Below are 13,620 nucleotides of genomic sequence, written 5' to 3'. Positions count from 1 at the left end.
AACAAGATAGCTCTTTTCTTTATTTCACTACATTTCGCAAAGCACCAATTCCTTCTACTGTAATGACCACTTCATCACCAGCATGTAAAAACTTCGGTGGTGTAAAACCTTTTCCGACACCAGCCGGGGTTCCTGTTGCGATAATATCACCTGGTTCTAAAGTCATTCCTTTGCTTATCGTTGAAATAATTTCTTCTATCGAAAAAATCATTTTATTTGTGTTGGAAGTTTGCCTTACTTCTCCATTTACTACCGTTTCAATGTGTAATGCATTCGGCGCATTAACCACCGATTTATGAATTAAATACGGTCCCATCGGGCAAAATGTATCGAAGCTTTTCCCAAGGAAAAACTGTTTATGTTTTCTTTGAATGTCTCGAGCTGTTACATCATTTATAATCGTATAACCAAAAACATGCTCAAGCGCTTTTTCTTTTTTAATTTGCTTTCCTCGCTTACCTATAATGACAGCTAGTTCTCCTTCGTAATCTAGTTCGTCCGTTGCATGAGGGTGACCATTAATTTGCTCATTTATGCCAATAACTGTTGTTGGTGCTTTCGTAAAGATCATTATATTTTCTGGAATAGACTCTACTCCGCCCATTTCTACCGCATGCTCACGATAGTTTTTTCCAACGCACAAAATATTCTTTCTTGGCCTTGGAATCGGTGCTAATATTTTCACCTCTGTTAACGGATAATATGCCGCTTCCCCGTTTTCTTTTGCCCAATTTACAATTTCACATACTTTCTCAAAGCACTCAGTCCCTCTTTCAATACACTCTAACATTGTAATAGGGATTGTAACCTTTTCCCCTTTTTGTCTTTGCGCTTCTCTTAAGTGTAATACCTTTTCTTCTTCTTCATCCACAATACCTACAAATACCTTTTCTTCTTTCTTCGCCGTTACAAAACGCAATATTTCCACTCTCCATCCTAAAACTCATACCCTTTAATTGTATTCGCATCCGCAAGAAAAAAACCTTCTCATGCACGCTAATTTTTACAATATTCTTCTCACATCCTATTCGTTCCCCCTTTACATTTGGCATAAAATGTAGAATTTTTACTTTTTTTAGCGAAGGTATTTCTTTTTTATGGAGTTTTTGTATAATATGTACTACATATATACTAAAAATTTCATTTAGAGATGGAGCCGATTTCAATGTTTGAGCAAGCGATTGAAAAAAAACGTGAAAAAATGATTTATTTTGCTGAACGCTATGGAATGACTTCTCAAAAAACAGTGGATTGTAGCCAAGAACTGGACAGGCTCTTAAATGTAATTTGGCATGTACATACGGATTTTCACCCAAATCAAACACTCAACACACACACGCAATAATGTGTGTGTTTCTTTTATTTCAAAAAAACACACATTTTATCGGAAACGCCCATACAATAGTAGAAAAGAAAATTTTACAAACGAAGGGTGTTTTGTATGCCAGCTATGGTCGGACATATTCGTATCGTCAATATTGGATCAAGTGGTATTTTTCATATTGGAGATGTATTTGCGATTAGGCCTATTAGTTACTCACGTGCTTTCGCCGGGGCCGGCTCTTTTAATGTTGGAGATAATGTTTCTGTCTACAATTATCAAAGTGCAACGACTGTTAATGATTCAGATGTCGTTGATCAAGCGATAATTGGTTCAACTTAAAGGGGGCGATTGTATTGAATTTTTACGTAAACCAAAGCATCATCATTAACAGCATTAAAATTGATAGCATTACAACCTCTTCTGTATTCCAAATTGGCACTGCCGGAAGTATTAAAGCCCTATCTAAATTTTCAAATACGGGCGGATTTACGGAGCCGCTTCGCCCATTACAGGCAAGCGGACAAATTATTTCTATCAAACCATCAACTAGTTCTTCTTAAGACATCCTTGTCATAAATATATAGCAGGAATATTTTTACCCTCCCTATTGAAAAGGAGGTTTCACAAATGAATCAAGATATATATACTTACTTACACCAACTTCAACAAGCTCTTCAAACACAACAAGCAGCCATCCTCAATTTAGAAGATCAAGTGCGCCAACTCCAAGAAGAGCTTAACGAATTAAAAAATCGCCCCTCCTCTTCTGTAGGAAAAGTGGAATACAAATTCGATCAATTAAAAGTCGAAAATTTAAATGGCACTTTAAATATTGGCTTAAACCCATTTTCAGCAAAAGGACAACAAATTGAAGATTTTCAAGTGGATACAGAAACATTGAAGGTAAATCCTGAAACCGAAACAAACCCAGACTTTTATCAAGGTATCCTCCAAGAAATGCATCGATACTTAGATGAAGAAGCATATAATCGTATTCTCCATTTTGAACAAGAAGAGAGAACACCGCTTGATGAAATGTATCGACAAATGATGGTGGATGACATAAAAAAACAGATGGAGCATCGACTCCCTTATTATTTATCACAAGTTCAATCATATGAAGGTATTTCAACAGATCCAGATTATTTACGAGATATCATTATTCAGGCAATGAAACAAGATATTGACAAAGCCTTTCTCTCATTTATTCAGCACATACCGGGAAATTTCCGAAAGGAGTAAGTATGTATGAACCTTAACGTTGTAAACCGTGAGTTAAAAGTCGGACAGATTAAAATGAACGGTGTATCGTCGTCCGCACTCTTTTTAATTGGAGATGCAAATCTCCTCATTCTATCTTCTATTCTCGATACACCATTTGAAACAGTTACAGAGGGGCCATTTGTACCATTAGTAACAGATGTCCCTCCTACTCCAGGTTAAGGAGACTGAAAAATTATGTTACATCATGTGTCTATTGTCCAAAATGTTTCTATTATTTCTTTAGGGATTGCTGCCGTATTTCAAGTTGGAGATGCCAATCAAATGGAATTAAAAAGTAGAGCTCTTGCCGTCCACCGTGAAATTCCTTGTTATATAAAGGGAGAAGGTCGCTTCGATGCTTTTGAAATCTTTACAGATGAACACATTACAATTCCAAAACGAACGACAGATGTAAAATTAAATATTATAAATGAATGCCCTTTTATTCAAGTTAATAACGTTGAATTGCGGACACTTTTAAATTCTGGTTGCTTTCAAATTGGAAATGTTGATTATGGTTTTAATAACTCTCGTATTATGCAAATCCGCCAATATATTACGGATGAACCTTCCGCACAATAATTCATATAGTAAGTAAAAAGCTTAGTAAAGTAGGTGGATGGTATGCCTTCGGTTGTAGGAAATCTCGTCGTTCAAAATAGTAACGGCTCTTTCAACTTAGGAGATTTTTATAACGTATCTCCGAAAGAAAACACGAAAGCTTATAACGGATCTGGAGCTTCCAATGTTGGATTTGTCGTAAATACGTTTAACGGTGTTAGTGCAACAAATACGTTTGATTCTGATGTGGCGGATCAAGATCAGATTGGAACAGCGTAAAAAAAGTAGGAGATATTCTCCTACTTTTTTCTTTTATCTAATTCAAAATTATTAAAATGAAATTTTAATAAGTAAGAGCTTTACTGTCCACAAATAGCAGTATAAACAGGTAAGTAGTAAAGAGGCACTATTTCATTTTATTTAAATGATAACCCTCTCTCCTCCAAAGCCTTTCTAAGCTTCGGCAAAGACGCAGGTCCCATACCATGCAGTTTTAAAATTTCTTTTTCACTATATTTTGAGAGTTCTTCTACAGTTTGAATTCCATGGTGTTCTAATGCCCTTCTTGCTGGCGCTGAAAGAAGAGAGAGAAAACCTTCTTTTGGCTTTTTCTCTTTCTCACATGTTGGGCAAGTTGGACAATCACTACTTTTATAGTACTCGTGTCCCTGTTCACAAGTTCTTAACGTTTTTTCCGTTACCATTTTCAAGCCCCTCTATTCCTCAATATTTACAACGTGATTCCCATCAAAGAAGTATAAACACTTCTCTTTCACAGGATGTTGTAAGCTTTTCTCCAGTGCTTTTGCATATAACGAAAGCTGTACTTTATATCGATCTTCTAAAATTGGTTTTGCTTGTTCGAATCCGCCTGGGAATTTCCCTTCAATCGTATCTGTTTTGAAGTCGATTAACGTAATGCCGTCTTCCTCTTCAATCATGCAGTCGATAACCCCTTGGACAAGAATCGTTTCTTCACTCTTCCCTTGCCAATCTTGATATGCTTCTTCTGCTGCAAGCATCATCGTAAATGGCACTTCACGCTCAACACTTTTCGCCGCTAGTACCCTTTTACCTAAATCACTGTCAAAGAATGAAATTACTTTTTCAATCGCTATTTCTTCCGCCTGCTCGAATGTTAATAATTCCTTATTTACCATTCCAGCAATTTGCTCTTGAAGAACTTCAACCGTAATCGGCTTCTTCAAATCAACATGCTGCATAACGGCATGGACTGCTGTTCCACGCTCTGCGTACGTTAACCCTTTTTTCTCCATAAAACGCGGACGTGTTTTAATTGGCGCACGTAGTTTTTTAATAAAGGCATTATCGCTACCTTCTTCAGATTGATAATTTCTCTTTATTTCTGTAACAGATTGCTTCGCACGATAAGATGTTGCATCCTCATATCCGTACTTCCACATTAATCTGTCGTACACTTCTTCTTTCCGTTCACTTTGCAGGGGAACAGCCTTTTTCTCACGAAGCGCTTCTAACAATTCTTGTTTCTCTTCTTGAACTGGCTCTGGTGCAAGTAGCGTGTTACCTTCCACAACTTCTACTTTCCAGCTCGTGTCATACCCGTAAATTTCATCTGGAATACTTCCTTGTCCTAATTCAAGAAGCATTTCACTATCACGGTGTCTATATAATGAAGGTGCAATCCAGTCTAAATAACAAGACGCTCCGGCACGTATGTGATCTGGTAATAACCATTCACTATGTTCCCTCGCATCAAGCCATTTTTCCATTTCCTTATTTGCATCCTTAACTGTTCCGATTAAAATTAACTTCTCTTTCGCACGCGTCAACGCTACGTATAGTACGCGCATTTCTTCCGCAATTAATTCCATTTTCATTTTACGCTTAATTGCAAGCTGTGATAATGTCGTGTATTTAATTCGTTTACGCGGATCGATAAATTGCGAACCGAAACCGAAATCTTTATGGAGTAAGAAACGTTTCATTAAGTCTTGTGTATTAAAACGACGGCCGAGTCCAGCTACAAATACAACTGGGAACTCTAGCCCTTTACTTTTATGGATCGTCATGATGCGAACAACGTCTTCTTGTTCACCGAGAGCCCTCGCCGTACCCATATCATCACCGCGTTCTAAAATACGTTCAATAAAACGTAAGAACCGGAATAACCCTCTAAATGATGTTGCTTCATATTGTCTTGCACGGTCATATAGTACGCGTAAGTTTGCCTGCCTTTGCTTTCCAGCTGGTAAACCGCCAACGAAGTCGTAATAGCCTGTCTCGCCGTACACTTTCCAAATTAAATCAGAAAGTGATTGTTGACGTGCAAATTCACGCCATCCTTGCAGTAAGTTATAAAACCACTCTAGTTTTTCATGAAGTTCTTGTTCCTCTTCAAGCGGTGCACCTTTTAAGAATGAGCTCATTACTTCATAAAACAAACCTTTCTTTCCGTGAGCACGAAGCGTCGCAAGGTCTTCATCGTTTAATCCAACGATTGGGGAACGAAGTACAGCTGCAAGCGGGATATCTTGCATCGGATTATCAATAACGCGGAATACGTTCATCATAATATTTACTTCCGTTGCTTCAAAATAACCAGTCGCAAGGTCAGCATATACCGGAATTCCTTGCAATTTTAACTCTTCCATAATTTGCGGCGCCCACGGCATGGAGCGAAGTAAAATAACAAAGTCGCGGTATTGTACAGGACGCATACTATCCGTTTTACGGTCATACACTTCATAACCGGAATCAACCATTGCTTTAATGCGCTGCGCCATAAGGCGAGCTTCAAGCTGTGCTTTTTCGACTTCTGCACCTTCTTCACCGTCTATTACTTCTTCTTCCGTTTGCTCAATACATAGTAATTCTGCCGCTACATCTTCACCTTCTGGATAGGTAGCGCCTAGTTTTAATTCAGCATCAGCATCGTAGTCAATCTCTCCAACTTCTTCGCCCATAATTTGTTTGAAAATGAAGTTCGTACCTGCTAGCACTTCATGACGACTACGGAAGTTTTTCGCCAAATCAATCTTCATTCCGCCGCCCAATCCTTCTTGTGTGAAGCGTTTATACTTTCCTAGAAACAGGCCTGGTTCTGCTAATCGGAAACGATAAATTGACTGCTTTACGTCACCAACCATGAACAAGTTTCCTTCACTCTCAGAATCTTTCGTTACGAATTTAATAATGGATTCCTGTACAAAGTTCGTATCTTGATATTCATCGACTAACACTTCAGCAAATTTATTACGATATTGAAGCGCTACTGCTGACGGATTCATTTCACCATTTTCACTTTGTTCACTTAAAATTTGTAAACAGAAATGCTCTAAATCTGTGAAATCGACCATTCCTTTATCTCGCTTCATCGCTTGGAAACGCTCTGTAAATACTTTTACAAGTTGAACAAGCTTTTCTAATACTGGGTGCATATCTTGAAAATCTCGTAAGAAACTTTCAGGTTTGCGGCTAAATAACTCTTCTTGTAATTTCTTTACTTCATCTTTCGCTTTATTACGAAGAGAGTCTACTTGTTTTACAACATCTTCATTGTAATCACTTTTCTTAATACGCTTTAACGTTTGCCACGATACGTTTTGCATCGCTTCATACACGCTTGTCCACGACTCACGAGCAGCTGATGATAACGTTCCAAGTAAAGCTACATCTGCTTGCAGGGTTTCAACGCGAGGCGCTGGACCGTCAGGAAGCATTGCGAGTTCAGTTGCCTTACGAATATGCTGTTCCGCTGTTTCAAGCTGGAATTTCACATCTTCTAATAAATAAGAAGCATATACTAAATCTTCAATTGTCTTTCCTTCTACGTCATATGCTTCTACTAATTTATCAAGCCATTTTTCCGGATTTGGATGCGCTCTTGACTCTGTATGAAGCGCTAAAATCATACGTTGTAAGTCATCATCACTACGGTCACTCGTATAACGATCAACAAGTTCAAAGAAGATTGTATTATCTTCGATTCCGTACTCTTCTTCTAATATGTCATCTAGCACTTCTTCTTTTAACAATTCATTTTCTGTTTGATTCGCAATACGGAAACGAGGATCAACATCCAGCATGTAGTAATATCCTCTAATTACTTGTAAACAGAATGAGTGAATTGTTGAAATGGAAGCTTTATTTAATAGGCTCAGTTGCTTTCTTACATGCTGAGAGCCTGGTTCATCAATTAATACCTTTTCTAACGCTTCCCCGATTCGATTTTTCATCTCTTGCGCTGCTGCATTCGTAAATGTTACAACGAGCAGGCGGTCGACATCGACTGGATTCTCTTCATTAATAATCTTTTTAATAATACGTTCAACTAATACTGCTGTTTTACCTGATCCAGCTGCAGCCGCAACTAAAATATCACGTCCGTTCGCTACAACAGCTTTCCACTGGTCATCTGTCCATTGACTACCTTCTGGTTTTTTAGGCCAATTTTCTATCATTCTCCGCCAACCTCCTCTCTTATTTTCTCCATCGCTTCACTATCTTTCATATCTTTTAACGTACGGAATTGATTATCTTCAAGTGACTCATCAAATTGACAAACAGATTTGAAGTTACAGAACGTACATGCTGCTTTATTTCCCATTTTATAAGGAGCAATATCGATAACACCTTCTGTAATATCTTTTCCGATATTTTCAAACGTATGGTGTACATATTTTTGCAGTACGTTAAACTCTTGCTCACTTGCAATACTTGAACGCGCACTAAAGCTACCGTCTTTTTTCAGGCCAGCAGAAATAATATCCGAGCTTCCTGTTGAAAGTTTGTTATCCATTAAACGAACAACGTCAGCATCTCCTAATACGAGTCCTTTCATTTTAAATTTCTTTAAAATTTCTTTTTCAATTTCAGCTTCAGATGCGTCACCTTTCATCTCAACGATTGGGTTATGAATATGGAAATACAATACACCAGCTGGTGATGCTGCGTGGCCTTTTTTCATCCACGTCTGTGCATTCGAAGTAACAACATCTAAATACGTTAACATTTGAAGTGCTAATCCGTAATACACTTCCGTTAAATCTAACGCTTTTGAACTTGATTTATAATCAATAATACGTAAGAACGTCCCGTTCTCATCTTCTGCCTTATCAACACGGTCAATACGGCCGACTACTTCCATCTTTACACCATTTGGTAATGAAAATTCCATCGGCGGAAGTGATCCTGTACCACCCATACCGAACGGCACTTCTAAATCAACTGGTACGAATCCGCTTGACTTCGCATGTTCACGAAGAATGATTGACGTACGGAAAATGATTTGTTGTAGTTTTTGTTTTAAATAGAAATGACGGTTTGAACTTAATAAAATTTGTCGTTGTAATAACGGTGCGATTTCTTCTATTACTAAAACAGAAAGATGCTCACACTCTTTTATGGATAAATCCGCCCAAGTACGGTTTTCACGCAATAACTTGTCCGCAATTTTCTTTAATGCCGCATGGAATAATTCGCCGATGTCTGGCGCATCAAGCTTGAAAATATCACGCTCTCTAAGCGATAAACCGTGCTGCGCAAAATGAGCGTATGCACAACGATTAAATAGTTCCATACGAGAGACGCTTCCTTTAATTATATCTCCGTATAAATCTCTACTTACTGCTGCACTTAGTTTCTTCGCACGATTTCGATAGAATAAACTTGATAAGACGCGGCTACTTTTTTGTTTCCATTCATCTGAAGTTACGTAGAAATTATATACGTCCCACCAAAAGTCTAAATTCCCTTCAAATCCGTATCGCTTCCACGTTTGTAGTTGCTGCATAACGTAAGATAACGTTACTTCTGGCGTTGCTACGTATGAAATTTGTTCTGAACGTGATAAATCATTTACGTCATTCGTAATAAATGAATCTTTCACATTAGGGAACATTCTTTTTATTTTCTTAATAAAGCTAGACGCAAGTAACGTCTTTCCTTCTTCATCCGCAAGCGGGCATGAAATGTATAACTTCTCAGATGCTCTCGTTACCATTTGATACATAACGAACTGTTCTTCTAACAAAGTTTGTCTCGTCGTTGGCGCTAATTCAATCCCTGCCGCACCAAGAACTTCTCTTTCCTCATCAGAAAGCATCCCTTCATCCATAGGTGCTGCTGGAATGACACCCTCATTTACACCTATAATAAACGTTGCTTTCACGTCAGATAACCTGGAGTGATCAATATTAGCAATTAACACTTGGTCTAATGACGGCGGAATGTTAGCAAATTGAAGTGCCTCAAGACCTGTCGACATAACGTCCGTAAACATAGAAAGAGACATTTTCTCTTCACCAAGCATCTCTACAAACGTATCAAGAAGGCTCATTACTTCTTCCCATACTTGTTCATGATCTGTCGCAAATAAGAAGTCTCCACTTTCTTCTGCACGTATACGTAATTCTTCTAGTTTCTTCGGAACATCCAGCTCTTCTAAAAATAAGTAAACTGCTTCACACATTTGCATAACTGTTCCTGCACGCTTTAACCTTTTTTGCATGCGAATAACAGGTGTTCTTACAACGTCACGTAGCCTATTTATTTTCTCTTCCATTTCACGTTCACTGTCTGTAATCATCCCGTTCGTATCATCAAGAGAACGATAACGCCGATACATCCATGGATCTTCAGCAGTCCATCTCTTTCCTTGTACACCGTACGCTAAACAGTAATTTTCAAATTCATCCATTTCTTCACGCATCGCTTCTTTTCTTACGTCTAATGGATATAAAAGCTCTGTTTTCACGCAACGGAACACCGCATCATAACGCCAATTCCCACTAATAATCTCGAGTGCAGAACGAATACATTCTACTAATGGGTGGTGTGACATCGGGCGCTTTTCATCGATGAAGTGCGGGATATTATAATCTGTAAATAACGTTCGCATCACATCGTAATAACTTTCCCCATTACGAAGAAGCACTGCAATATCTCGGTAACGATATTTTTCATCCGCAACAAGTTTACGAATTTCACGAGCAACACCTTCTACCTCCGCTCGTAAATTCGCAGCTGTACTAATCGTTACACTCGCTTCACCGTTAAATTTTTCATTCGGACGCGCTTCATAATGAGCTTCTAAATGCGCTAATGCTGGAGAATGAAAACGCGGCTGTTCCATAAGTGGGATTGTTTTTTCAATTTCTATTTTCTCTTCACGTGCTACTTGCTTTATTTTTTCATACGTTAACGTCGTTTCATAAAATAAATCGAGTTCATTTACTGGCTGCGCTAACGTTTTTTCATCTATCGTTAACGTGATCGTAACTTTCGCTCCGCAAATCATAAGCTGTCTTACGATCTCTAACTCTTGCGGGGAGAATGAATGAAATCCATCTATATAAATTTCCGCACCATTTACATATTCAGACTGCGGAAGCTTTTCCACTAGCAATTGCAGGTAGTCTTCTGAATCTAAGTATCTTCCAATTAAAGCACGTTCAAAATCATCGTATAATAGCTGTAAATCATACACTTTATTCGCTAGTAACTTTTGTTCGGCACTGCTACTATGCGCATCTAATTGTTGCCACATTTCATATACGTTAGATGGCGTTACATTGTAACGTTTAAACTCCGCGATCATACTGCCAAGATGTTCAAAGAAACCGTTTTGCTCCGCTGCTTTTTGGAACACCGATAATCCATCTTTACGAGACTCTACAATTTTACGGAGTAACATATGTACACCAGCTTCATCAATATGAAGACGACTCGCTCCACCAACTTCTTGCAGTACCTTCCACGCTAATCGTGAAAAGCTAAAAACTTGTGCCCGAATAGACCCCCTTACATCCTCACTTCCAATTAACGCCTGCTGCGTCTGGAATGTCATCTGTTCTGGCACAAGATATAATATTGTTTTCCCTCTCGGGCGCTGTTTTAACTCTTCTTGCACTTCGCGTAAACAAAGTGTACTTTTTCCACTTCCCGCTCTACCAATCACAAATCGAAGTGACATGTAACCCCACCTTTCACTTACATAACGAACGTTAGTTTGCTACTATAATTGTATTATAGTACACGAAAAAAGACAAACTGAGTTGTTTGTCTTTTCTATACTTCTATCTATTATATCAACCTTTTGAAAAATTCGTTTGCACCTCTTGAATTGGCCAATATCGCAAATCAACTTTACCGACGACTGTATCAGCTTTTACAAAGCCAAAGTGTCTACTATCCCAGCTCCCGAGCCGGTTATCACCTACTACAAAAATAAACCCGGGTGGCACCAGCTTTTCTTTCGTTAACTCTTCTAATTTAAAGTCGCCTGTTAGTTGCCTTCCATTTATCTCTTTCTTATACTTCTCTAGATACGGCTCATCAATAAATTGTCCATTTATATATAACTTATCATGCTTATATTCAATATGATCTCCAGGTAAACCGATAATTCGCTTTACATAGTCCTCTTTTTTATTCGCATGAAACACCACAACGTCAAATCTGTTCAAGTCCCCAACTTGATAACTCACCTTATTTACAACGAGCATATTACCATCTTGCAATGTCGGCATCATTGACTTCCCCTCTACAACATACGTTGAGAAGAAAAACGTTCGAAAAAATACAGCTAATAATACACCAATTAAAATTGTTCGTATCCACTCTATGCCTTCTTTTTTCAAAGTTTTCTTCATCTGCTTCTCCCCTTATCCTTTAATACTGAAGCTTTCCTTTACAAAGAAGACTATTCTTAATGTAGTTCTAACTTTACTTCAATTTTCTTACCGACATACCATAAAATAAAAATACCAATCGCTACAATGACTGATTTCACCGGATTATGAATAAATGACATTAAATCATGACCGATATACGTTAAAATAAAAATCATCACAAGTTTTCCGAATGCTAGCGCTAGCCCAAACTGTTTTACACTAATTCGTGATAAACCAGCGACAACATTTATTAGCGCTGACGGTGTAAACGGAAAACAAAATATAACAAAAATCGGTGCGAATCCTTTCCTTTCAATCCACCCCATTGCTTTTCTTACTCTCTCATGCTTATTTACAAACGAAAAGAAACGACTGCGACCAAAATGGCGGATGATGAAAAAGACAAGTAATGCACCCATTACTGATCCAAGCCATGAATAAAGAAAACCGAGCCAAAAGCCAAATGCAACAGCATTCGCCAGTACAAATACGATAAGCGGTAATGCTGGAATCAACGCCTCTATCATCGGTAAACCAATACCAAGAAGTGGTCCGAACGCTTTATAACTCTCAACAATATGATCCATATTTTCTGGTGAAAAATACTCTTTGATTGTCTGAAAATCCATTCTACACTTTACCCCTTTACTCTAAATACTATCCCTACTGTATCATTGCTTATATGAAAGAGGAAATGGTAGATACGACATATGGAGATGTATTTATTAAAGTTTCCATATCTTTCATAAGAATTCCTTCATTATTTAGCTATGATAATCTATCAATATTCGACAGAAAATGTCGTTCGTTTTGTTATTTAGGTGGTTTTCCGATATTTTTATCGGTAAATGAAATTACAACTCGGTTTTTCTAGTACATCTATTTATCTATAAATACTGATAAAGAGAAACTTTAATCACCCCTCACCAATCCGGCTTTTACAGGCTGCAGGGCCCCACCTAACTTCTTTGCTTTCGCTGAATTTTGATGTGTGCGTCTTACGGCCCGGTAAATAGCGGGATAAACAAAAAAAGAATGGGGATTCCCCCATCCTTTCACACTTCGCCTTCCTTCACAAAATACACTCTCTCATAAGCAGGTCTTAATGTTGATTCCTCTTTTTTATCAATCTCTTTAAAACAAGGGCTCCCTTGTTTTTTCCTACGATCTTCATATTCAGTACGCAATTTCGCTGTACGATTTTGTTGATTTTCAAAACTAGTTTTTGATATTTCTAATTTCACAGCAAAGCCATTTATAAACCTAATAATAAGATTTCCATCTTTTAATTCTTTATTACCTTCAATATAAAAGTGAGACAACCAAGCGCACTCTTTTCTAGAGTAAGAATAGGTAGGGAAAAAATAAAGTTGATCTGTAGGACTAATCGCAATCGGTGCTTTATGTGTAATATGAGTTAATTCTTTCGTTCCTTCTTTTCTGCCTAAGAAACTAGAACCATGCTTTCGGCAACTTCTTTCTATAATATCTAGTGGTTTTTGAAATACGAAAAAAGAATCATTCATTTCAACGACTCGCGTAACAATTTTCTTTTCACTTAGAATAACAGGAAGTAAGGCCATCGTATTTTTCGTTACAACATAATTTTCGACATAGCGTTCCACTTTACTTTCCATACTCTATTATCTCCTTTTTTCCATTTATATTAGCAGGCTGCATATATAATTTTAGCACCTATGAAAAGAAAACGGATTGCAAATTCCACTATTTTACATTAATTTATTATTTATCAAACATTCTTCAAATTTTAAAATAAATATATAACAATAATAAGATGGCATTGTGCACAAAAAAGCA

General features: G+C 37.7%; 14 protein-coding genes. 7 read left to right on the top strand and 7 right to left on the bottom strand.

The window, feature by feature from the left end; all coding sequences use genetic code 11:
• Positions 1-19 precede the first annotated feature (19 nt).
• On the bottom strand, positions 20-919 hold the full coding sequence (locus JFU02_RS25310; RefSeq protein WP_001213077.1) for a fumarylacetoacetate hydrolase family protein: 900 nt from the start codon (positions 917-919) through the stop codon (positions 20-22).
• 246 nt (positions 920-1,165) lie between these two features.
• Between JFU02_RS25310 and JFU02_RS25305 the strand changes: the two genes are divergently transcribed.
• The 7 genes from JFU02_RS25305 (at position 1,166) to gerPF (ending at position 3,427) form a co-directional block, all read left to right on the top strand.
• Positions 1,166-1,345, top strand: a complete 180-nt coding sequence (locus JFU02_RS25305; protein ID WP_000462847.1) for an aspartyl-phosphate phosphatase Spo0E family protein — start codon at positions 1,166-1,168, stop codon at positions 1,343-1,345.
• Positions 1,346-1,441: 96 nt separating this feature from the next.
• The gene (gene gerPA, locus JFU02_RS25300) at positions 1,442-1,663 is read left to right on the top strand and encodes a spore germination protein GerPA (RefSeq protein WP_001111188.1); all 222 of its coding nucleotides are present in this window, start codon (positions 1,442-1,444) and stop codon (positions 1,661-1,663) included.
• 14 nt (positions 1,664-1,677) lie between these two features.
• A complete protein-coding gene (gene gerPB, locus JFU02_RS25295; protein WP_001012510.1) occupies positions 1,678-1,884 on the top strand; it encodes a spore germination protein GerPB in 207 nt (68 codons plus the stop codon).
• Positions 1,885-1,951: 67 nt separating this feature from the next.
• Complete coding sequence (gerPC, locus tag JFU02_RS25290) at positions 1,952-2,566, top strand: spore germination protein GerPC (RefSeq protein ID WP_001070761.1); 615 nt, start codon at positions 1,952-1,954, stop codon at positions 2,564-2,566.
• 6 nt (positions 2,567-2,572) lie between these two features.
• Complete coding sequence (gene gerPD / locus JFU02_RS25285; RefSeq protein ID WP_001052807.1) at positions 2,573-2,767, top strand: spore germination protein GerPD; 195 nt, start codon at positions 2,573-2,575, stop codon at positions 2,765-2,767.
• Positions 2,768-2,782: 15 nt separating this feature from the next.
• The gene (locus JFU02_RS25280) at positions 2,783-3,169 is read left to right on the top strand and encodes a spore germination protein GerPE (RefSeq protein ID WP_000902320.1); all 387 of its coding nucleotides are present in this window, start codon (positions 2,783-2,785) and stop codon (positions 3,167-3,169) included.
• A 42-nt stretch (positions 3,170-3,211) separates the two neighbouring features.
• Positions 3,212-3,427 (top strand): spore germination protein GerPF, encoded by a 216-nt coding sequence (gerPF, locus tag JFU02_RS25275; protein WP_001141566.1) that lies wholly within the window; start codon positions 3,212-3,214, stop codon positions 3,425-3,427.
• Positions 3,428-3,564: 137 nt separating this feature from the next.
• Here the strand turns inward: gerPF and JFU02_RS25270 are convergent, their stop codons facing one another.
• From JFU02_RS25270 to JFU02_RS25245, 6 genes are all read right to left on the bottom strand, one after another.
• Positions 3,565-3,852 (bottom strand): RNA polymerase alpha subunit C-terminal domain-containing protein, encoded by a 288-nt coding sequence (locus JFU02_RS25270; RefSeq protein ID WP_000255722.1) that lies wholly within the window; start codon positions 3,850-3,852, stop codon positions 3,565-3,567.
• Between the two features lie 12 nt (positions 3,853-3,864).
• Positions 3,865-7,590 carry a helicase-exonuclease AddAB subunit AddA gene (gene addA / locus JFU02_RS25265; RefSeq protein WP_086405974.1) on the bottom strand — a complete coding sequence of 1,242 codons (3,726 nt, stop codon included), beginning with the start codon at positions 7,588-7,590 and terminating at the stop codon, positions 3,865-3,867.
• Complete coding sequence (gene addB / locus JFU02_RS25260; RefSeq protein WP_097960523.1) at positions 7,587-11,102, bottom strand: helicase-exonuclease AddAB subunit AddB; 3,516 nt, start codon at positions 11,100-11,102, stop codon at positions 7,587-7,589. The genes addA and addB overlap by 4 nt, the downstream gene beginning before the upstream one ends.
• A 115-nt stretch (positions 11,103-11,217) precedes the next feature.
• Positions 11,218-11,781: a signal peptidase I gene (gene lepB / locus JFU02_RS25255; protein WP_000751896.1), complete on the bottom strand. Its 564-nt coding sequence runs from the start codon at positions 11,779-11,781 to the stop codon at positions 11,218-11,220.
• Positions 11,782-11,837: 56 nt separating this feature from the next.
• Positions 11,838-12,431 (bottom strand): TVP38/TMEM64 family protein, encoded by a 594-nt coding sequence (locus JFU02_RS25250; RefSeq protein ID WP_000347517.1) that lies wholly within the window; start codon positions 12,429-12,431, stop codon positions 11,838-11,840.
• A gap of 426 nt (positions 12,432-12,857) precedes the next feature.
• A complete protein-coding gene (locus tag JFU02_RS25245) occupies positions 12,858-13,439 on the bottom strand; it encodes a competence protein ComK (protein ID WP_000444446.1) in 582 nt (193 codons plus the stop codon).
• Between the last annotated feature and the right edge of the window lie 181 nt (positions 13,440-13,620).

This window comes from Bacillus sp. TH13 (assembly GCF_016651175.1).
GTDB classification, from domain to species: Bacteria; Bacillota; Bacilli; order Bacillales; family Bacillaceae_G; genus Bacillus_A; species Bacillus_A thuringiensis_S.
This window is presented reverse-complemented; position numbering and strand designations above follow the sequence as displayed.